The sequence below is a fragment of the Streptomyces sp. NPDC033131 genome (assembly GCF_055578365.1).
Map to the genome: position 1 here is coordinate 1 of NZ_JBVIPA010000050.1, position 19754 is coordinate 19754.

Here is a 19754-nt window from a genome sequence, read left to right on the forward strand (position 1 = left end):
ATCAGCGTCTCCGACGGCACCTCCCAGGCCCGGTGACACCACCCCCCAGGTCATCCCATCGACAGGGGGACACAGTCATGCCGGGCCCGGAGGCCCAGCGGCCCTCTTGCAGGACCGCGAAGAACATAACGGGGAGGCCGGCCACGGTCACACCAGGCACCTGCGTCAGGTTCACGGACACCGGCTGCGCGTACTCGTCCAGGCCCAGATCCCATCGGGCCGTTTCCTCTGGTGGCTCACCCGTGGGGTGGTGCTCGGTGGGGAACTTCAGCGGATCCAGTCGCACACCCCGGATGAGGACCTGCCCAGGCGTGTCCTGGGTGACCGCCACTCGTGTGCACCCCCAGGCGTCCGCCAGGTGCGGGCCCGCCTTCTGGAACTGCTGGAGTCCAACGCCAGGCAGGCACTGCGCCCGCGCGATCACTCCGTACGCGTCGTGCCTCACCTTCAGAGAGGGGATGAGGACGCGCGGCTTGATGGGCTTGCCGTTCGTGTTCGCCAGCGACGCCAGCGCGGTCGGGGTCTTGTCCGTGGCCGACAGCTTGAGCATCGGTGCGAGCCGCTTCCAGCCCCACCGCACCCGTATGGCCTGCCGTATGGACTGCCGGGTCATGGCGTCGGCTCGGATGTAGCGGACTACCCACCAGACCGCCCATCCGACGAGCATGGCGAGCACCAGGGCGACGATGGGCGGGACGTGACCGAAGATGCCTTCCGCCGGGGCGTTCGGATCCTTCATGTGTGGTCAGGCTGATTACCCAACTTGGGTAACATCGCGGCAAGTAGAGAATCCGCGACGTTGCGTAGCCCTCGCAGTTTGGGAGCTTGCCCAATGCCCGACGCCGACCGGCCGCAGGAGTTGCCTGCCCGGCTGCTCACCGATCCCGAGATGATCAATGCGTGCCGGGTACGGGACTTCGGCAGAGTCTTCCGGCTGGTGAAGACCAGAGCGGGCATCTACCCGTCGATGGTCGCAAGGCGATGCGAGCTGACGCCGAGCCGCGTCGGCGAAGTGATCGCGGGCCGCCGCCAGTTGCTGCACATGGACGTCGTCGAGCGCATCGCCGACGGCTTGCGCATTCCAGGGCACATGCTCGGGCTTGCCCGGCGCCCATGGGAGACGCCCCAGGCTCTCGTCGTCACCGAGCGCGAGGCTCCCCAAGTGCCGGAGCCGGATGAGCAGGCCCCTGCGTCCCTACCGGGGCCCGATGTGGACAGCATCCTTGCGCTGACCACGCGGACCAACCTCAGCGCAGCAACACTTGAGGCATTCCGGTCCTCCATCGAGGACTACTGGCGACGAGATGACCAGTACGGTGGCGAGGCACTCAGGCCGGCCGTGGTCGGTCAGCTTCGGTATGTGGTCGGACTCCTGAAGGAGAGCCGACCCCAGGCCATCCAGAACGGCCTGTACGGGATCGCGGCCGAGCTCGCTCGCCTTACCGGCTGGACGTACTTCGACGCCCGTCAGTACAACCAGGCCCGCGCCTACTTCACCGAGGCTCTGCAACTCGCCAAGACCATCGACGACCGCCAGTTCATGGCCAATGTCCTCGCCTGCATGAGCTTGCAGGCGACCTACCAGGACAAGCCCGCGGACTCCCTGGCACTCGTGACCGCAGCCCAGGACCAGGCCCGCTCGGCCGCCGACACCACACCACGGGTCCTGTCGATGTTGTCCATGCGGGAAGCCTTCGCCCATGCCACGCTCGGCAGCCAGACGTCCACTCACCGGGCGATCACGGAAGCGCACAGCCAGTTCGAGCAGATCCAGGCGAGCGACCCGGATCCGTCGTGGGTGGGCTACTTCGACGAGCCGAAGCTCATAGTGGATACCGGCATTGCCCATGGCCGACTGGGCGAGGCAGCGAAGGCTGAACCGTTGATCGCGGATGCCTTGCGCCGGGAAGCCCGCAACAATCAGCGAGGCCGCGCGTTTCACGCCTTCTGGCTGGCTCGTACGCAGCTGGACCAAGGCAAGCTTGACCAGGCGTGCCACACCGCTACGCAAGCTCTGGAGCCCGCATCGGCGGTGGCTTCGGAGCGAGTGTCGGGCCACCTTCGGGAGTTCTACGACCAGTTGGCCCCACACAGGCAGGAGCCCGTAGCCCTGGCCTTCGAGGCGCGGCTACGGGAACGCCTTCCACTGGTCAGCGGATCGCTTGATCCATGAGCAGGTACAGGAGACCGACGAGCGATCCGCTGCTCACGATCTCGCGGCGGTCGATCATCCCTCGCACCTCGCTGAGGGGTATCCACTCGATGCGGTCGGACTCGTTCTTCTCCGTGGGCGGACCGTCGTAACTCGCGCCGTCCGCACGGAAGACGTGGTGCTGCGAGTCCGTGATCCCGTTGGCCGGCTCGGCGTAGATCAAGGGCTTGATGGGACCAGGCCGCCAGCCCGTCTCCTCCAGGACTTCGCGGGCCGCCGCCTCCTCAGGAGACTCGCCCGCCTCGACCAGGCCCATGGGCAACTCCCAGGCCCAGGAGTCCGTGATGAAGCGATGCCGCCACATCATCAGCACCTCCTGGCGGTCGTTGACCACGGCAGCCACGGCCAGGTGCCGCAGTCGAACGACGTGGTACTCCCACCTGCGCCCGTCAGGCTGTTGGACGTCGACCAGACACAGATTCACCCAAGGGTTGGTGTAGATCTGTCGCTCACCGTGAGTCTTCCACTCCATACCTGCGGCCCCTCTCGATCGGTCTCCAGGATCTCAGACTGGTCGAGGGTAGGACGCAGGGTTCTGAGGTTTTGCGTCAGATTGACGAGAGCCTGACCTGCCGTGAAGGGACGCCCCCCGCCTCCACCGCAACGCACCTTTCCGGACCTGGCACCCTCCGTGGTCCGCGCTCCGCCCCGCTACGCCGAATCAAGACGGGCCCCATCCCACTTTCGCCATGCGGCGTGTATTCACGATGTAAACCCGGAATCGCTTTCCCTGGCTGCCTTGTACGCCAACCCGTACGCTCGACTGAGCTCACGGACGGAACTTACTAGCGACAAAATCGAGAGCAGTATCGCCGCTGCGTACAGTATCCAATATTGATGGTAATCCCGAAGAACGGCTTGCAGGCCGAGCGCAAAGGTTCCAAGGAGCAGAAGCCCTACCGTTAGTTGCATGCTCACCACACCAGGGCGGCCGAACCAGTGATTCCCCTGCCGGGTGGGCGCGACCGCGCTTTCCTCAAGGTAAACGGAACCTCCCAGTATTCCGTTTAGCTTTTCCTCCAAATACTTCTTGTGCCCGGCGCGACTTAGACCTTCCGCGTTAAGTGAGAGCAGATAGCCCACGATGACCGCCAGAGGGAAGGGCACCACTGCCATGATGATAAAATGCCCCTTCGTCAAGGCAATACCCGCACCTCCCACGGAAAAAGCGAGTGCAAAGTTCAGCATGCGATCGAACGCGAAAATCAGAGTTTCGCAGCTGGCACGCAACTCCGAAATTTCTGAACGCAGAGCGGCGACAATCTCTTCCTCCATCGACGGCAACCTGCTACCACCTATCCCGTGACCATTTTTTCAAATCCTCGGCAAGCTCGTCCGCCCAAGAGGCGGAAAGCATTTCATTGGCAAAAGAGAAATCGTCACGCAAGGCCGACTCCGAACCTGCGTAGTGCTGCACCACCTCTGGCACTTCGATCGGGCTGACCCGGCGTCCCACCCGAGCCTTCTCGGCGAAGGAGCAGTTCCCCTCTTCCTGTCCGGGAACAACATCGACGATCAGTGTGGGGCGATGGGCCGACATCGCCTCGTTCAAAGTCAACCACCCCGCCTTACCGATAACAAGATCGCATGCCGCCAGCATAAGCGGGAAGTCCGAGGAAAATCCGGTGACCGTGCAACTGGTTCCCGAAGTGCAAAGATCGGTGAAAGCATTGAGCAACTCGGCGTTGTTGCCCGCATTCAGGATCAAATGCACGTCAGTTCGTGCCGCGACCAGTGCGCGTGCGGCTTCCAGAATGCCTTTCCCAAGGCCCAAGCCGCCCCCGGTCACGAGTACTGTGAAGCGGTCTTCAAGGTTCAGATCTCGACGGGCCTGTTCCTTAGCTATCCTCCCGCCTGCCGATATGGGCGGACATACAAGGGAAACACGCTCGCTTTCAACATCGCAGCGCATGGCCATTGAATAGCTACCGGAATCGGGCACAATGTATCTGTCGATCGATCCGTGAAACCAAATGCGGTTGACCGGTCCGGCATCTGTTATGAAAGAGACCACGGGAGCTCCCCCCCTCTCCCCCAGGAGATATGCGAGCAGCGAGAAGGTCGAAATAAAAGAGTCCACGGGTCCAATAGAATTCAACCAGGCTTTGAAGCGCCGGCCAAACACGATGCTGACGATTCTAGAAACGCTGGCTGGGTGACGGTCCGCAAGTCGGTAAAGGGCAACATGGACAGACCCATGCCTCCAGTTAACCGCAAACCGGTACAACGAACGGAGCGCTCTGGTCAGCGGGAACAGAGAGCACAGGTTTTCCGAAGGGTCGTACACCGAGGCTTGGATGCCATTGCTCCGCAGAACGCTCGCGATGACATGGGCGGCCGCCGTGTGCCCGTTCCCGAGCGGCAGGGTCAAAATAGCTACCCTCCGAAGCCCGGGCGCAGGTCCACGCACCTTCTCAGCTCTGCGCTGTGACACGGGAACTTTCCAGGTCCTGTCGAGTAAAAACCAATGGCTGTCCAACGATATGGCCAAGCATCAACAGTGCGCGCCCTTGCCCCACATGTTGTTGATCGGATCGGAGCCTTCGGCGCGGGGCGGGCTGGGACTTTGCTCCGCCATGGGTCGCACGTGTCAGGGTGGCGGGAGCGCGCGGCACCGGCCATACGGCAGCAGAGGATTGGAGGTCGTGTGCCGGGGGGACGAGCGTGGTTGACCCCAGCAGCGGCTGGGTGCTTGCTGGCGCGGTACCAGGTTGGGGTGCTGCTCACGGGGAGTTCCGGCGCCCGAGACGAGAGGCTGTGGACCTCGTGTGGACCATGCTCCCCTCTTCGAGCCCACGCCCGGTAGTCTGTACCCGCTCCGCCCCTGGTGGGCCGGGGCACAGGTGGGTTGCCCGAGCGGCCTAAGGGAACGGTCTTGAAAACCGTCGTGGCAGCGATGTCACCGTGGGTTCAAATCCCACACCCACCGCGCAGGTCAGAAGCATTGCAGGTCAGAAGGGGTGCCACTCTCCGGAACGGCACCCCTTCTGCGTTCACCCTGTCTCACCCTGACTCGCCCATATCCCAGCTTTGAACAGTGCGTTTGGGCCATCTGTGGGCCAGGATCAGGGCTGCTCCCCTTCGTCGAGCGCGCGGGCGATCAGGCTGTTGGAATGCTGCTGACCGCCCTTGAGGATCTTCGCGTAGAAGCGGTACAGCACGGCGATGCTGTGGCCGGCGCGTGCGGCGACCTCCGCCGGGTCCACCCCCGACTTGATCCAGAGCGAGACTCCCGCATGCCGCAGGGAGTACGGCACTGCCGCAAGCTCGGATTTCACTTCGTTGGGAGTCAGTACCGCTTTACGTGCTCTCTCCCACATGGCGCAGTATTCGGTGGAAGCCACGCGTCCTCCACGTGCTGCTCGGAACAGCCGGCCGTCGTCGGCGGTGCCGTACCGGGTGATGTGCTCGCGAAGTAGATGCACGAGAACAGGCGGGATGGGCACGGTGCGCGTTGCGCCGCTTCTGCGCCGCTTGAGTCCCCGCTTCTCGTATGACGTGCCCTCGTCCGTCCAGCCGCCGCCAACCTCCGGGCAGCTCTCCACAAGAAGCAGTTCGCCCCACTCCTTGACGGTCTCCGGGGAGTTGGGCGGCAAGGTGCAGTCCGACTCCTTGAGCGCGACGATCTCACCGGGCCGCATGGCTGCGTAGTAGAGACATCCGAAGAACGCGTGCAGGTGCTGACCGCGCGCCCCGGAGTCGCGGACCGCCCCGAGCAAGGCGCGTGCCACATCCGGGCCAGGCACGTACCGGAAGTCAATCTCGTCGTCGCTCTCGGCCGGTGTCCAGTCCACCCGGGGCAGGGGGTTTGCTGTGAGCAGCCCTTTCTTCTCAACCGTGTAGCGCAGCACGTTACTCAGCACCATCCGCTTGCGCCGGGCCGTGTTCTCGGCAGCTTTGCCGCCATCCAGCCGGAGTGAGCGCGCCTCCAGGGCGGGCCGTAGTAGCGCCGGGTCTTCCAAGTCCTTGACCTTGATGGAGTGGGCAGCAATCCACTCCAGGGCGGCTCGGATTTCAGAGGGTGGCTCCTCGACGGCATGGCGCGACACCCAGTGCCCTTCGGGGCCACGAACAGCCCGGAATGCCCACTGATACAAGGCGGTGCGCAGTACCGCGGCACGGGGCGCTCCCCGCTTGCTGGTGACGAGCACAGGGGTCACGACAGCGAGCGATTCTGCGATGCTCGCCCGGTGCTTAGCCGCAGCTCGCGGCCACTTCATCAGTACGTAGCCGGTGACGTGTTCGTACCAGGATGGGGAAGTGCGAGCCCTCAATTCGCCCGCGGGCAGGCCCGTTTCCTCGTCGAATTGCTGGTGGTCGCGGAGAGCGGTCATCAACTCCGATCGGCGCCCCTCAGCTTTGGCGAGATGGAGGGGCCGCCCTTGGCGTAGCTAGGTGTCTTGCCGCGGGCGAGGCGCAGGGTGATGCCGCCGACGCCGATGGCTCCGGCCGCGGCGGCGATGACGGTGAAGGTGTGGGCCGCGGCGTCGAGCAGGAAGCAGATGGCGGCGACCAGCCCCCGGCCGCCGGCAACGACCGCGCCCGCGATGGCGAACGGGACGACGATGCGCTGCCACGGGATGCCGGCCGGGGTGTCGTTGACGACGAACACGACCGGCTGTCCGGTCGCCTGCGCGCGCTGGTAGAGGTCGGCGGGGATGTGCGGGGCTATCTGGCCGGGCGGGAGGTGCTGGCTCATTTCTGGCTCCCTCGGGGTGTGCCGCGGGCCCGCGCCGAAGGGTGGCGCGGGCCCGTGCGGATGGATGCTGTGCTTGTCGCGTTGCTTGTCGTCTCTCTTGTCGTGCGGCTTGGCGTCTGGCTTGTCGCTTGTCTTGTCTTGTCGCTTGTCGCCTCCCAGGCCACAAGCCGTTTCCAGGGCTCCAGACACCCGGTAGGCGGCATGTGGTGAAGCGGGGCGACAAGCGACAAGTGATCAGTCGTCGGACGCGTGGGAGCGGTGGATGTAGCGGGCTTTGGTGCCCTCGCCGACGCGTACGGCGGTGCCGTCCTGCACCCATGTTTTCAGCCAGCCGACGACCGTCTGACGGGTCGTGCCGTACGCGTCTGCGAGCGCGCGGGCGATCGCGGATGCTCCGGTGCCTTCCCGTCCGGCGGCGAGCAGTGCGGCGAGCGCGGCCTGTTGCGCGGGGCTGTCCTGTTCGCCCCGCAGCGCGGACAGGTTCAGTCCGGCCGGATGGTCCGGCCGGTCGCCATCGTCGGCGGTGTGCGGGTCGGGTGCGGTGCCGAACTGCGCGTCGATCTCCTCACGGAACCGGCGCGCCAACTCCTCCTCCGGCGACTCCGGCTGCCGGTTCAGCGCGGACAGGGGAGCGTCGCCCCCGCAATGTCTCGTGCCAAGTCGCCAGCATCGTCCGTCACGACCTGGTCGCGCATCCATGCGGTGCGCTCGGCGTCCCAGCGCCGCGCGTAGGCGGGGCCGGCTGCCTTGGCGGACACGGCATCCAGCGTGGGGTGGCGGTCGGAGGTGGCGGCGATGATCTCCCGTATCTGGTTCGGGAGGATCCGCCACGCCTTGAACAGCGCGGCCGGGGACTCCGGGGTGCCCATGAACCCGGCGCCCTTGTGCGGGGCCTGGTCGACGCGCAGGCCCCGGGTGCCGGGGAACATCTTGCTCAGGTCCATGCCCTCGGTCTCGCCACCGGTGAGGGCGACGCGGACCTTGGCTTCCCGGCGGATCATCAGGTTGCTCAGCACGCTGCCGGTCGCCCCGAGCGCGGTGAGCACGGTGCGCACGCCCATGGCGCGGGCGATCCGGATCACTTCGAGGATCTTTTCCCCGAGCTTGCGTATCTGCCGGTCGGGGCTGGCCAGGATCTCCGCGCCCTCGTCGATCACGAGCATGATCTGAGGAATCCGCGGGCTGATCGGCAGCAGGTCCGTGTTCGCCTTGGACAGCAGATCCTGGTAGCCCATCTTGCGCTGCTTGGCCACCCGCACGGCCGTGTCCAGCATCGTCATGGCCTCGTCGAACGTGCCGGCGAGCCAGTCGATACCGGGCCGTACAGGCTTGCCGTCCTTGCGCACGATCTCCCCGTTCAGCGCGGGCAGCACCCACGGCAGGCCGGCCGACCCGGCGTTCAGGTCGATCACCCACGTCAGGACGTCGTCGGCGCGGGCGAACCCGGCGAGGATCGCGTGCACCATGTTCGTCTTGCCCGAACCGGTCGGGCCCACGATCAGGGCGCACTGTTCGCGCAGGTAGGCGAGGATCTGGGAGGCATCGGTGCGGTAGCCCCACGGGATACCGGTGAGCACGGACAGGGTGCTGTAGTCGGCGGGGTAGGTGCGTTCCTGTTCCAGGACGTTGACCGTGGTCACGTCGATGATGACCCGTCCCTGGTCGATGCCGGGGGAGGCGGTGGCGGTGCAGCCGTGCGGCAGCCGGGCGTCCGCGGACAGCCGCGGCGACTCGGATGCGATCTTGGACCAGGTGGCGCCGCCGGGCGGGAGTTCGGCGTCGATGGAGAATCCGGAACCGGTCTCCCACATCTGTGACTGGCCCAGCCGGGTCTTACCCAGGTAGTCACTGAACCTACGAGGGGTCCTTAAGGAATACCCGCTCCGGCAACTGGATCACCGATGCAGCCAGAGCGGAGGTTTCTCATGAAAAGAACATTGCCAGCATGACTCCACCGATGCCAACGACGGCAAGAATCGTCAACGAATACGCACATCGATTGCGCCGTTTCTTGCGTTCCGTGCCAGCATGCCAGATCTGCTCCGCGTTCGGTTGCTGGCCATCCTTGAGTGCAGGCCATCGACCAAAAGTGGCAGTGACCAAGTGATCAATACGCATTGATTACTCACTTCAGAACGTCGACGACAGCCTCCGACCACCGTGCAGCGCGGGCCGTGCGGTGACGTGCCGCGCCGCAGCCTCGGAGTGGAATACGGTGTGCGCGACCCTACTCCAGCCGTAGATCGTTACGGTCGTGGCTGCGTGCGGCAGTTACGCATTAGTCCTGCCTAAGACCCGGTGTTCATACCTCCGAGTAGGGTACTCCTGACTTGAAGATAGCCTTGATTCTGCGGCTTACTCGTTGAACCACCCTGATTTAACGGAGGGTACACCAGTAGCATGGCTCTCAAGGAGCATGTAAATCTCCCATCTGCCGACGCCGTAGTCGCTGATCTTGCCGCAGCCAGCGTCTCCACCATCACTGACGGACCGGACCATCCTGACATTCAGCGTTGCGGGGTTCCTCTCGTACACATAGCCAGTGACACCCGCGCCATCCGCTTTGGTGTCACAGACCTCGAAAACGTCACCATCGTCGTGGAAGGCCATGTCGCCTCGCCCGGCGGAAAGGGATATCACCCTATTTTCCCACTGAACTTCCACATCCGCAGCCCAGGCTGGCGTAGATCCAGCGCAGACCAAGGCAAGGGATGCGCCGACAACTGCAATCCGGGTGAACGATTTAACCATAGCCGTTCCGTTCTTCTTTCAGTGATGAGTACGCGCTTTAGGTGGGCGCATCTGAGTTAACATCCGTAGAGAGGCTTTTGATCACGCCGAGCCTGACTCAGAGTCGCAGGCCCACTTCTTCTTGGATCCTGACTCGTAAAGGCACGCCGTAACCACGTACCCGGTTCCCTCCGGTATCTGCACTACCTTTACATTCCCGGGCTTGTTATCGCAGAAATCGGACGATCCATCAGAGTCTACGATTTCCGCACCGTGAGGGCCGTTATCGTTCCACGTTACTATGGCGATGACGCTGTGGCCATCCGTCTCTGTATCGCAGGCCTTAAGTCTTTCCGGGGCCGAGGTGCCATACAAGATCGCCTTTCCTCCCTTAATGGTGCCCCCATCGGCTGTGTAGGCAACGGTATTGTTTCCGGCGGCTTGCGCATTACCGGAGGTGAGTATCATTGCGATGGGCATGGCAAGTGCCACAGTTGCAAGATGACGCATGTGCAGATTGCGAAACATTTTTCTCCCCATTAGGTCATTGAGGCGTTGGGTCTCACGGAACACCAAACCGTTGGATCTCGCTACGCGCAGGAACCCCCTACTCATGGCGCGCGAATCTCCAGTTGAGCAGTCGGTGACTGAGCAGCAGCCCAAGTACCGAGGAGCTTATGTTCGAATACGGAGTCGCGGAAGATTCAGCCGTGCACAACTCGCCCTTTTCACGGCTCACTTGTGCACGGTTTGGTCGCTTCTTTGCTCGCCAGTGACTCAGACACCACCGGCGTCAGCCGCCCCCAGTCGGCCATGGACCGTGTCCCAGCGGCTGCTGTCGTGGTGCCAGTGGGTGCCGGACGAGATCTGTGACGATCAGCAGGACTACGTCTGAGCGCCAGATGCTGGGCGTGTGGGCCATGTATGGGCCAGCGACCCACGGCTTGATGTTGAGAGGGCGCTTGACCTGGTCTCACGTACGGTTCGCGGGACGGTCTTGAAAACCGTCGTGGCAGCGATGTCACCGTGGGTTCAAATCCCACACCCACCGCAGGTGAACGGCCCCTGACCAGCCAACTTGGTCGGGGGCCGTTTTCGTGTGGTCGCACCGCGATTGCCCGTGGTTCCCCGTGGTTCCCGCTCGATCGGGCACGTGAGGTGCACGGTAGCCTCACGGCATGACCGCACGGCCACGGATCGGCTCCGTCTGGGCTCGACGCATCCCGGGCTACCCGCAGCACGACCGCGACTTTCGTGTAACCGGGGTGTTCACCAAGGGCGATGTCACCTACGTCGAGGTTGAGGATCTCGAAGGCGGCTCGCTGAGCAGGGGACTGCTTGAGTACATGTTCGACTACGCGAAACCCGTGACTGGCGACGACGGTACGGCGTACTGATCCTCAGCCTGCACCTCGCCCAGGACTTAGGGGTCCTTTCACTATGCCCGTCCGGGTCGCGCGGCCTGGCACCGCACCTCGCCGCGTTGCCGAAACGCCCACGTGGCTCCTCCCTCACGCTCGAACAACCTCGCGCGGGGGGACCCCCATCGCGGCCGCTCCGGCGCCTTGCGATGCACGGCACCAGACCACGCGACCTGATCGGACGCTCATAGTGAAAGGACCCCTTAGGGCGAGGGGTGGATCTTCAGTTGCGTCGCCTGACCGTTGGGACTGATACCGCCTACTCGGGGTCCCTGAGCCAGTCACGGAAAGCTTCTACATCCGCTTCTCCGTCCCATTTATTGATTTCCGTCATAAAACGGCTGAAGTGGGACTCGAGTCGCTTCGAATTCACTCGACGCGTAACCGAGTAGGCGGCTCGCCCGTAATGTAGCGCAATATCTTTCTCTCCCTTCTGGGCGTAAGCGCTCGCGATCACACACAGGCGTAGCCCGTGGGAGCGAACAAAAGAAGATTTCGGCACGGCGAGCGCTGCACTGTTTTGTGATAGGACAAGTTCGGGGGCGGATAGATCCAGATACGCCTCGGCGGCATCGGCGGCGATACGCGACGGAAGCATGAAATCAAGCCACCCTGACAGGGCGTCTTCGTCTGTTACAGCGAGCTTTTCCTCGGCGAGGGCGAGAGATTTCTCTGCCTGATACCTTGTTCCCGCGCGCGCATATGCTCTGGCTTGGGCCAACGAGAGGAACGCGGAAAGCTTCGGACTGGCCTGCTGCCCTGCGCCCTTCATGGCTACATTTGTCAGATCAATTGCTGTCTGAAAGTCCCCGATGAAGGTTGCGCCATACGATGCTTGACCTAGCACGAAAGCACCGAACTGTACGTCGCTGGCAGCCTTGGCGTACCGAAGAGCCTGGATGAAGTATTTTTGTGAATTTCCATGCTCGCCGGCATCGAGCGAGGTCCAGGCCGCCAGCCTTGCCAATTCTGCCGTGGCGCTGAAAAGTTGCTTGCCGACAGTCCTGCTGTAATTACCCCTCAGTGCCGCTGCGGCCTCCCCGCTCAAACACAGCTTCGCCATGTCTCCGGGCATGGATCCGCCACCCAGCTGGGAATCCAGAGTGCGGATGGCATCAATTTGAACCAAGAGGCGCTCGACCGAGTCAACTCCGATTTTCGTTCCGCGTGAGTGGGTTTGAAGATCTTCCGTTGGTTCCACGAGCCACCTGAGCAGTGGCCGCATGTACAGATCTGAACTGAAGGCGGCGGCCCCAATCACGAAGTCGCGCCTGGGGGTGGCCGGCGAGTGCATATCCTGCAGACTCCTTATTAGTAGATCATCCACAGAAGTCGAATAATTACCCGATCCCGAGCCTTCTTCGAAGTTGGAGGCGAGCCCCAATTCCTGCAGGCTGATTGGCTGATTCAGCTTCTCTGAGATTGCCCTGCATATCAGCATGGGTACTTCACCACGCGGTGTTGAGCCGCCTAACCAGCGAGCGACACTTGTGTGCGTGTAGTTCAGGGAAAAGCCATATCGCACCCCAAGTTGATTTACGCGGAGGGCTAGACCCTTCCTGCTGATTTGTGCCCTTTCTAAGGCTTGTGCCAGTGCTTCATTCCGTTCGCCTGCGGCCATCCGTTGCCCCCTTACTGAAGATGCTAGGACAACTTCTATACCGCGCATCACGGTGCCTGCTAATAGCGCACAGGGGGCGCACGGGTGTGCCCGGTCAGGGGCCCGTGCGCGGGCTCGCGGGTGATTTTAGTGGCACGAGGGCCCCCTTGCGGGCCTTTGGAGAGACGGCTCGATGGGGATTCAATCGAATCGAGCGATCCTCGGCTTGTCGGAAAAGGAGAGAACCGTGAAACACAAGTGGCCATTGGCTCTCAAGGGTGTACGAGAAAAAATTGATGTGGCAGTCCGTGGTTTGCTCTACGGTGCCTCTGCTGCCGCCGGATCCCTGATTGTGGCGCATGTAGTGGTCTGGTTCGAGTGATCTGTGTGGCGTAGGGAAACGGTTGGCTCAGGCGAGTAGCGCGACGTCTTGAAAACCGTCGTGGCAGCGATGCACCGTGAATTCAATGCCACACCCACCGCAGGTGAACGGCCCCTGACCAGGTGAACCGGTCGGGGGCCGTCGTGTTGGGCACTGCCCGTGAGTGCGAGTGGCCGCTGTTCCCTGCGGCTCATCGGTCCGAAGGGACGCCCCGAGCCGGGTGCCCCTTCGGACCTGACTCGCTGCCTACGACACCGCCCGCAGCAATCGCAACTGCCCGATCTCCGCCGCGTTCTTCATCAGTTCGGCGTTCGCCCAGGCGAGCATGTCGGCGACCGTGTGCTCGGGGTCGTCCTGCCAGGGGAAGGGGGCCGTGGCGGACAGGTCGGTGTCGGTGAGGCGGGTCAGGGCGGTCAGCCAGGCTGTGCGGAGGTCGCGGAGCCACTGGACCGTGGGTTTTCCGGCGCCGGGCCAGGTGACGTCGGTTCGGGCGCGGGGCGGGCGGCCCTCCACGTGGTCGAGGGTGACGCCCCACCACCAGCCGATGTGCCAGCTCAGCCAGGCGATGGTCGGCACGGGGACGGGGTCCGGCTCGGTGTCCGCCCAGTCCGGCAGCCAGGTGCCGTCGGGGGTCCGGCGTACCGTCCAGCAGTGGGGCGCCGGTTCCCACAGGAAGTCCTCGGGTTCGAGCCGGTCGAGATGGTATTCGAACAGCGCCCAGGTGAGGTCGAACTGGCGGCGCAGCAGGTCGGATTGGGAAACGGTCACCGGGCGACACTGGCATACCGGCAGCCCGGCGAGAAACGGGATTTTGAGGGCTAGAGCTCGTAGTCCCGCGCCAGCTCGTCCCACGCGATGTCCCGCAGCGCGGCCTCCGCGTCGCAGCCCGACGGCACCTGCGTCGTGGGCTGGAACCAGACGACCGTCAGCGCGGAGCGGTACAGGATCGGGTCGTGGTCCGGGTGCAGGGCCGCGGAGCGGAAGGAGCCGACGCACGCCACGGAGGGCAGGACTTCCACCGGGCCGAAGCCTCCGGCGTACTGGTCGGGGTACTCGCGCGGGGGCGGGACCAGGTGCACGGGTGTGGTGGGGAAGGTGCGCTCGCCGTCCCGCAGCAGTCCCTTGATCCTCATCTCGTTGAGCGGCTTGCACGGGTAGCCCTCGAGCATCCCGCCGTACGTCGAGGACAGCCGCAGCTCGGAGAGGTCGAGCGAGCGGCCGGAGGTGAGGACCACCCGGGTCAGGGACATGGTCGGCACTCTAGGGCGGTCGTGCATCGTGCTCCCGTGAATTTCGGTTCCCCGTGGCTCCGGGGGGCTTGCTGATCACTCATGCGCCCTGTCCGTCACGGCCGGTGCCCTGTCATCCGTGCCGCCGACGCGATCGTCGCGCGGGCCTCGCGTTCGCCGAGGCCGGTGTTCAGTGCCGCGTCGATCAGGGGGTCGACGAGGGCGGGGCCGATGCCGTCCTCGTAGGCGCGGCAGGCCGCCCAGAACAGGCGGGTGTTGCGCTGGCCCTCGTGGGCGGCGAGGACGAACTGGACGAGGCCCTGGCCGTGCCCGCCGGTCGACGGGGGCGTGGGGTGGTGGCTGCGGGGCGGCGGGAGCAGGAGGCGGAGCAGCGCGGGCGGACAGGCCGCGGGGGCGAGATGGGAGGTTCCGGGGGCGGTGGCGTACGTGCCGTGGTCGGTGCGGGAGCCGGGGCCGACGAGGTAGCCGCCGGCGCCCCGGATGTCGATGCCGGGGGCGAGCCGGCCCGCCGAATTGGGGACGACGACGTCGGGTGGGCCGCTCAGCCAGAGGTGGCGGCCGCCGCTGGGGGTCAGGACGACGACGGTGTCGGGGATCGTGAACAGGTGGCGCAGGGCGAGTTCGCGCAGGGCGGCCGAGGAGTCGGTGTCGGACTTAATGTCGAGGTCGACACCGATCAGGTGGTGGGGCGGGAGGCCGCACGCGATGCCGTAGCCGGTCGCCCAGGGCGCGGCCGTGAACAGGTCGCGGATGCGTGCCGGGTCGGTGGTGGCGTCGTAGACGCCGTGGCCGAGGCGGCCGCACTCGCCGTGGCAGAGCGGAGCCGTGGGGTCGTCGCGGTGGGGGGAGCGCAGGGCCGGGAGCTTCGTCCGGGACAGGGGGATGACGGCCAGCCCGCGTTCGGCGGCTGACAGGGCGTGTGCGAGGGCCAGCGTCGTGGCCTGCCGGTCGGTGGTGGCCATGCGCCTATGTTCGTACATGTGTTCGAAAAAAGGAAGAGGGTGCGAGCGTGACGCGCCGAGCGGGACGACATGGCCGGAAAGGTGCGGGAACGCTTCCCCTCTGGCCTGGCTTGGATGGAGATCGCAGCAATCGTTGAGAGATAGGGCGTGATGTCATGAAGAGGGGTTTATCGACATGTCACCACGCTTGAGGGCGAATCATGGCTTAGCGGACGGTTCGCAGGGATTTCGGTGGGCAACTCTGATCTCGCGACGTCGTGCACCAGCACCGGGGTGGTCGGCCAACCGCCCTGAGAGAAGCCGTACTTCACGTGCGACCGGCTCTGCAGCCGGTACGTGCACTGTTCTGGAGGAACCACATGGCAAGCATCCGCACCGCCCGCGTCATCGCCGCCGTCTCCGCCCTCCCGCTGGCCGCCGCGCTCTTCACCGGCGTCGCGGCGGCGGACAACGGCGCCTTCGCAGGCGACGGATCGAACGCGGGCGTGGCGACCGTCGACGGTAGCGGGACCGGGCTCGACAACCACGGCAACTCGTCCACAACACAGCAGCAGGCGATCGGCTCCGAGGCCTCGAACCAGAGCAATACCGCCCAGGTCAACGGCTCAGCGTTCACCGCCGTCAACCAGGGGAACAACAACACGTCCGTCAACTTCACCCCGCTGTGGTGGTGATCTGAGGGAGCCGGTGCTCCCGGCGTCGGCTCTCCGATCTCCCGTGCAATGGGTGCTCTGTGGGGGATGAAAGGCGTCTGCGCGGCGGTGCCAGGGCACCGTCGCGCAGACGTTTTCGCCTGTGGGTCACCGGCCTTGACACCCCGCCCTGTCTGACGGACAGTCAGAAATCTTCGGGAAATGAGTGGGAACCGGCCTGGCGGCTGCGGTGTACCAGAAGTGTCAACGCATTGCGGCACGAGATGACGAGGGGGCGATGGTGAACAGCGAGCAGGGGGTGAGCGAGGGCCAGGGCAGCCGGGGCGACCAGGGCAGCCGGGCTGACCAAGGCAGCCGGGACGACCAGGCCACCCCTGGCGACCTGGCCGACGCGGGCGAACTGAAGAAACGGCTGAAGGCATACGAGGGACGGCCTTCCGCGGTCGCCGGCGTCGGCAGGGACCCCGTCAACGCGCCCATGATCCGGCACTGGTGCGAGGCGATGGGGGACACCAACCCGGCGTATGCGGGCCCGGACGCCGTCGCGCCGCCCACCATGCTCCAGGTGTGGACCATGGGCGGGCTCTCCGGCAACAGCGGCCACATCGGCAGGACCGAGGCGTACGACGAACTCCTCGCCCTTCTCGACGAGGCGGGCTGCACCTCGGTCGTCGCCACCGACTGCGAGCAGGACTACGTGAGAGCGCTGCGGCCCGGCGACGAGGTCACCTTCGACGCGGTGATCGAGTCGGTGTCGGAGCGCAAGACCACCAAGCTCGGCACCGGCTACTTCGTGACGACCCGTATGGACGTGACAGTGGGCGAGGAACTCGCCGGCACCCACCGCTTCCGCATCCTCAAGTACGCCCCGGCACGCCGGCGGGAGAAAACTCCGCGCCCCCGTCCCGTCGTCAACCGCGACAACTCCGGTTTCTGGGAGGGCATCCGGCACCACCGGCTGCTGATCCAGCGCTGCACCGGCTGCGGCACCCTGCGCCATCCCTGGCTGCCCGGCTGCAACACCTGCGGCTGCCCGGAGTGGGACACGCTCGAAGCGAGCGGCGAGGGGACGGTTTATTCATACGTCGTCCTGCACCACCCGCCCTTCCCCGCTTTCGCCCCTCCCTACGCGGTCGCCCTGATAGAGCTGGCGGAAGGCGTCCGGATGATCAGCAACGTGGTCGGCGTGCCGCACGACGAAGTGCGGATCGGTCAGCCGGTCCGGCTCGAATTCCAGCACTGCGACGAGGAGTTGGTGCTGCCCGTCTTCCGCGTCCGGGAGGAGACGTCATAAACCCATGAACCCCAACCCCCCCAATCCGGAACCCCATGCACCCTATGAACCGGCACCCCATGAACCGGAACCCCATGCGCCCCATGAACCGGCACTCCATGCGCCCCATGCATCCCATGAACCCGAACCCCATGCGCCCCATGCAGCCCGTGAACCCGAACCCCATGCAGCTCATGCACCCCTGAAACCCGGTGACGAACTCCCGCCGCTCCGGATCCCGATCACCCGCACCCTCGTCGTCGCCGGAGCCATCGCCTCGCGCGACTACCAGGACGTCCACCACGACGCCGAACTGGCCAGACAGAAGGGCTCCCCCGACATCTTCATGAACATCCTGACGACGAACGGCCTGGTGGGGAGGTACATCACGGATCACTTCGGCCCACGGGCCACCCTCCGCAGGGTGGCCATCAGACTCGGCGCCCCCAATTACCCCGGGGACACGATGGTGTTGACGGGCACGATCGAGGACGTGGCCGACGACACCGCGACCGTCCACGTGGTCGGAACAAACGCCTTGGGCAGACACGTGACCGGCACCGTGACGGTCACCGTCCGGGAGGGCGAGGCGGGATGAGCGTACGCACCCGCGACACCCTCGGGGGACGGGCGGCGATCGTCGGCGTCGGGGCGACGGAGTTCTCCAAGGACTCGCGACGCAGCGAGCTGCGCCTCGCGGCGGAGGCGGTGCGGGCGGCACTCGACGACGCCGGGCTGCGGCCGGCCGACGTGGACGGGATGGTCACGTTCACGATGGACACCAGCCCGGAGATCACCGTGGCCCAGGCCTGCGGGATGGGCGAGCTGTCCTTCTTCTCCCGCATCCACTACGGCGGCGGCGCGGCCTGCGCGACCATCCAGCAGGCGGCACTCGCCATCGCCGCGGGCGTGGCCGAGGTGGTGGTCTGCTACCGCGCCTTCAACGAGCGGTCGGGGCGCAGATTCGGCTCCGGCGTGCAGCACCGGGAGCCGTCGGCCGAGGGAGTGGCGCTCGGCTGGTCTCTTCCCTTCGGGCTGCTCACGCCGGCGTCGTGGGTGGCGATGGTGGCACAGCGGTATCTGCACACCTACGGCCTGACCACGGAGGCCTTCGGGCACGTCGCCGTCATGGACCGGGGGTATGCGGCGACCAATCCGGCGGCGTACTTCCACGGCCGGCCCATCACCCTCGCCGACCATGCGGCCTCCCGCTGGATCGTCGAACCGCTGCGGCTGCTGGACTGCTGCCAGGAGACCGACGGCGGCCAGGCGTTCGTCGTCACCTCGGTGGAGCGGGCCCGCGACCTGCCCCACCAACCCGCCGTGGTCGCGGCGGCCGCCCAGGGTGCGGGCCGGGCACAGGAGCAGATGACCAGCTTCTACCGCGACGACCTGACCGGCCTGCCGGAGATGGGCGTGGTGGCCCGCCAGCTCTGGCGAACCTCCGGATGTACCCCGCCCGACATCGACGTGGGGATCCTGTACGACCACTTCACACCGTTCGTGCTGATGCAGTTGGAGGAGTTCGGGTTCTGTGGAAAGGGAGAGGCGGCGGACTTCGTGCACCGGGCCGCGCTGCCCCTGAACACCCACGGCGGACAGCTCGGGGAGGCGTATCTGCACGGCATGAACGGCATAGCGGAGGGAGTACGGCAGCTTCGCGGCACGGCGGCGAACCAGATACCGGGCGCCGGGCGGATCCTGGTGACGGCCGGGACGGGGGTGCCGACGTCGGGCCTGTTGCTCACCGCTGACGGGTGAACCGCCGTTGCTTACCGCTGACGGATGAACCGGCGTGGTTCACCGCTGACGGATGAATCACCGTTGCTTACTGCCGATGAGGAACCGGCGCGGGGAGGCGTACACCCCCAGGGGTAAACCCGCAGTAGGCCGGGCCCGCTCGTCCACCTTCAGGAGGTGCAGCCAGCACCACCCCTACAACCTGAGGCGGATTCTTCTTCGGGACCTGCGGCCGATGAGCCGGAGGCACCACCGCTCATAGCGTGGAGCCATGACCACACTCGTCTGCACCAGCGCTTCGAAGGCCGCCACGCCGGCGACGCAGACCCTTCCGTACCCCTCTTTCTCGTCGTACGTGAAGGCCCGCCAGCCGGTGCTGCTGCGTACCGCCCGGTCGCTGACCGCGAACCCGTGCGACGCGGAGGATCTGCTGCAGACCGCACTGACCAAGACGTATGTCGCCTGGGAGCGGATCGAGGACCACCGCGCCCTGGACGGCTATGTGCGCCGGGCGCTGCTGAACACGCGGACGTCGCAGTGGCGCAAGCGCAAGGTCGACGAGTTCGCGTGCGAGGAGCTGCCCGAGCCGACGGAGGCGGCGCCCGCCGGCGACGACCCGGCCGAGCAGCAGGCGCTGCACGACGCGATGTGGCGGGCGATCATGAAACTGCCCTCCCGGCAGCGGGCGATGGTCGTCCTCAGGTACTACGAGGACCTCAGCGAGGTGCAGACGGCCGAGGTGCTCGGGGTGTCCGTGGGTACGGTGAAGTCGGCGGTGTCCCGGGCGCTGGGGAAGCTGCGCGAGGATCCCGAGCTGGTGGTGGTCCGATAG

At 65.4% G+C, this 19754-nt stretch carries 21 protein-coding genes, 1 tRNA gene and 1 pseudogene; 9 read left to right on the forward strand and 14 right to left on the reverse strand.

Annotation, left to right across the window (positions count from 1 at the left end; all coding sequences use genetic code 11):
• Position 1: 1 nt before the first annotated feature.
• Complete coding sequence (locus ACZ5XS_RS39315; protein WP_468659685.1) at positions 2 to 739, reverse strand: hypothetical protein; 738 nt, start codon at positions 737 to 739, stop codon at positions 2 to 4.
• Between the two features lie 93 nt (positions 740 to 832).
• On the opposite strand from ACZ5XS_RS39315, the gene ACZ5XS_RS39320 reads away from it, so the two are divergent.
• Positions 833 to 2173, forward strand: a complete 1341-nt coding sequence (locus tag ACZ5XS_RS39320) for a helix-turn-helix domain-containing protein (RefSeq protein WP_468659687.1) — start codon at positions 833 to 835, stop codon at positions 2171 to 2173.
• Here the strand turns inward: ACZ5XS_RS39320 and ACZ5XS_RS39325 are convergent.
• From ACZ5XS_RS39325 to ACZ5XS_RS39335, 3 genes are all read right to left on the reverse strand, one after another.
• Positions 2151 to 2684: an NUDIX hydrolase gene (locus tag ACZ5XS_RS39325; RefSeq protein ID WP_468659689.1), complete on the reverse strand. Its 534-nt coding sequence runs from the start codon at positions 2682 to 2684 to the stop codon at positions 2151 to 2153. The genes ACZ5XS_RS39320 and ACZ5XS_RS39325 overlap by 23 nt on opposite strands.
• 230 nt (positions 2685 to 2914) lie before the next feature.
• Positions 2915 to 3487 (reverse strand): hypothetical protein, encoded by a 573-nt coding sequence (locus ACZ5XS_RS39330; protein ID WP_468659691.1) that lies wholly within the window; start codon positions 3485 to 3487, stop codon positions 2915 to 2917.
• Between the two features lie 13 nt (positions 3488 to 3500).
• The gene (locus ACZ5XS_RS39335; RefSeq protein ID WP_468659693.1) at positions 3501 to 4646 is read right to left on the reverse strand and encodes an MGDG synthase family glycosyltransferase; all 1146 of its coding nucleotides are present in this window, start codon (positions 4644 to 4646) and stop codon (positions 3501 to 3503) included.
• 408 nt (positions 4647 to 5054) lie between these two features.
• Between ACZ5XS_RS39335 and ACZ5XS_RS39340 the strand changes: the two genes are divergently transcribed.
• A tRNA-Ser gene (locus ACZ5XS_RS39340) sits at positions 5055 to 5141 on the forward strand.
• Between the two features lie 136 nt (positions 5142 to 5277).
• Here the strand turns inward: ACZ5XS_RS39340 and ACZ5XS_RS39345 are convergent.
• The 6 genes and pseudogenes from ACZ5XS_RS39345 to ACZ5XS_RS39370 all read right to left on the reverse strand — a co-directional run bounded on the left by ACZ5XS_RS39345 (position 5278) and on the right by ACZ5XS_RS39370 (position 10121).
• Positions 5278 to 6546 (reverse strand): tyrosine-type recombinase/integrase, encoded by a 1269-nt coding sequence (locus ACZ5XS_RS39345; protein WP_468659695.1) that lies wholly within the window; start codon positions 6544 to 6546, stop codon positions 5278 to 5280.
• Positions 6546 to 6911, reverse strand: a complete 366-nt coding sequence (locus tag ACZ5XS_RS39350; protein WP_468659697.1) for a hypothetical protein — start codon at positions 6909 to 6911, stop codon at positions 6546 to 6548. Before ACZ5XS_RS39350 ends, ACZ5XS_RS39345 begins: the two co-directional genes overlap by 1 nt.
• Positions 6912 to 7145: 234 nt before the next feature.
• A pseudogene (locus ACZ5XS_RS39355) lies at positions 7146 to 8725 on the reverse strand (hypothetical protein); the annotation flags it as partial.
• A gap of 109 nt (positions 8726 to 8834) precedes the next feature.
• On the reverse strand, positions 8835 to 9029 hold the full coding sequence (locus ACZ5XS_RS39360) for a hypothetical protein (RefSeq protein ID WP_468659699.1): 195 nt from the start codon (positions 9027 to 9029) through the stop codon (positions 8835 to 8837).
• Positions 9030 to 9266: 237 nt separating this feature from the next.
• Complete coding sequence (locus ACZ5XS_RS39365) at positions 9267 to 9662, reverse strand: hypothetical protein (RefSeq protein ID WP_468659701.1); 396 nt, start codon at positions 9660 to 9662, stop codon at positions 9267 to 9269.
• A gap of 81 nt (positions 9663 to 9743) precedes the next feature.
• Positions 9744 to 10121: a hypothetical protein gene (locus ACZ5XS_RS39370; protein ID WP_468659703.1), complete on the reverse strand. Its 378-nt coding sequence runs from the start codon at positions 10119 to 10121 to the stop codon at positions 9744 to 9746.
• A 698-nt stretch (positions 10122 to 10819) separates the two neighbouring features.
• Here ACZ5XS_RS39370 and ACZ5XS_RS39375 point away from each other — a divergent pair.
• Entirely contained in the window at positions 10820 to 11038 is a 219-nt protein-coding gene (locus tag ACZ5XS_RS39375; RefSeq protein WP_468659705.1) for a hypothetical protein, read from the forward strand.
• Positions 11039 to 11321: 283 nt separating this feature from the next.
• Here the strand turns inward: ACZ5XS_RS39375 and ACZ5XS_RS39380 are convergent, their stop codons facing one another.
• On the reverse strand, positions 11322 to 12683 hold the full coding sequence (locus tag ACZ5XS_RS39380) for a hypothetical protein (protein ID WP_468659707.1): 1362 nt from the start codon (positions 12681 to 12683) through the stop codon (positions 11322 to 11324).
• A gap of 226 nt (positions 12684 to 12909) precedes the next feature.
• Here ACZ5XS_RS39380 and ACZ5XS_RS39385 point away from each other — a divergent pair, with 226 nt between their 5' ends.
• Positions 12910 to 13044, forward strand: coding sequence for a hypothetical protein (locus ACZ5XS_RS39385; protein WP_468659709.1), 135 nt, complete (start codon positions 12910 to 12912; stop codon positions 13042 to 13044).
• 246 nt (positions 13045 to 13290) lie between these two features.
• Here the strand turns inward: ACZ5XS_RS39385 and ACZ5XS_RS39390 are convergent, their stop codons facing one another.
• The 3 genes from ACZ5XS_RS39390 to ACZ5XS_RS39400 all read right to left on the reverse strand — a co-directional run bounded on the left by ACZ5XS_RS39390 (position 13291) and on the right by ACZ5XS_RS39400 (position 15256).
• Positions 13291 to 13812, reverse strand: a complete 522-nt coding sequence (locus ACZ5XS_RS39390) for a DinB family protein (RefSeq protein ID WP_468659711.1) — start codon at positions 13810 to 13812, stop codon at positions 13291 to 13293.
• Positions 13813 to 13862: 50 nt separating this feature from the next.
• A complete protein-coding gene (locus ACZ5XS_RS39395; RefSeq protein ID WP_468659713.1) occupies positions 13863 to 14294 on the reverse strand; it encodes a hypothetical protein in 432 nt (143 codons plus the stop codon).
• Positions 14295 to 14389: 95 nt separating this feature from the next.
• On the reverse strand, positions 14390 to 15256 hold the full coding sequence (locus tag ACZ5XS_RS39400; protein ID WP_468659716.1) for a bifunctional DNA primase/polymerase: 867 nt from the start codon (positions 15254 to 15256) through the stop codon (positions 14390 to 14392).
• Positions 15257 to 15615: 359 nt separating this feature from the next.
• Here ACZ5XS_RS39400 and ACZ5XS_RS39405 point away from each other — a divergent pair, with 359 nt between their 5' ends.
• The 5 genes from ACZ5XS_RS39405 (at position 15616) to ACZ5XS_RS39425 (ending at position 19754) form a co-directional block, all read left to right on the forward strand.
• Complete coding sequence (locus ACZ5XS_RS39405) at positions 15616 to 15930, forward strand: hypothetical protein (RefSeq protein ID WP_468659718.1); 315 nt, start codon at positions 15616 to 15618, stop codon at positions 15928 to 15930.
• A 256-nt stretch (positions 15931 to 16186) separates the two neighbouring features.
• Positions 16187 to 17203 carry a bifunctional MaoC family dehydratase N-terminal/OB-fold nucleic acid binding domain-containing protein gene (locus ACZ5XS_RS39410; protein ID WP_468659720.1) on the forward strand — a complete coding sequence of 339 codons (1017 nt, stop codon included), beginning with the start codon at positions 16187 to 16189 and terminating at the stop codon, positions 17201 to 17203.
• Between the two features lie 181 nt (positions 17204 to 17384).
• Positions 17385 to 17780, forward strand: a complete 396-nt coding sequence (locus tag ACZ5XS_RS39415) for a MaoC family dehydratase (protein WP_468659780.1) — start codon at positions 17385 to 17387, stop codon at positions 17778 to 17780.
• Positions 17777 to 18943, forward strand: a complete 1167-nt coding sequence (locus ACZ5XS_RS39420; RefSeq protein ID WP_468659722.1) for a lipid-transfer protein — start codon at positions 17777 to 17779, stop codon at positions 18941 to 18943. Before ACZ5XS_RS39415 ends, ACZ5XS_RS39420 begins: the two co-directional genes overlap by 4 nt.
• 250 nt (positions 18944 to 19193) lie before the next feature.
• On the forward strand, positions 19194 to 19754 hold the full coding sequence (locus ACZ5XS_RS39425) for a SigE family RNA polymerase sigma factor (RefSeq protein ID WP_217234973.1): 561 nt from the start codon (positions 19194 to 19196) through the stop codon (positions 19752 to 19754).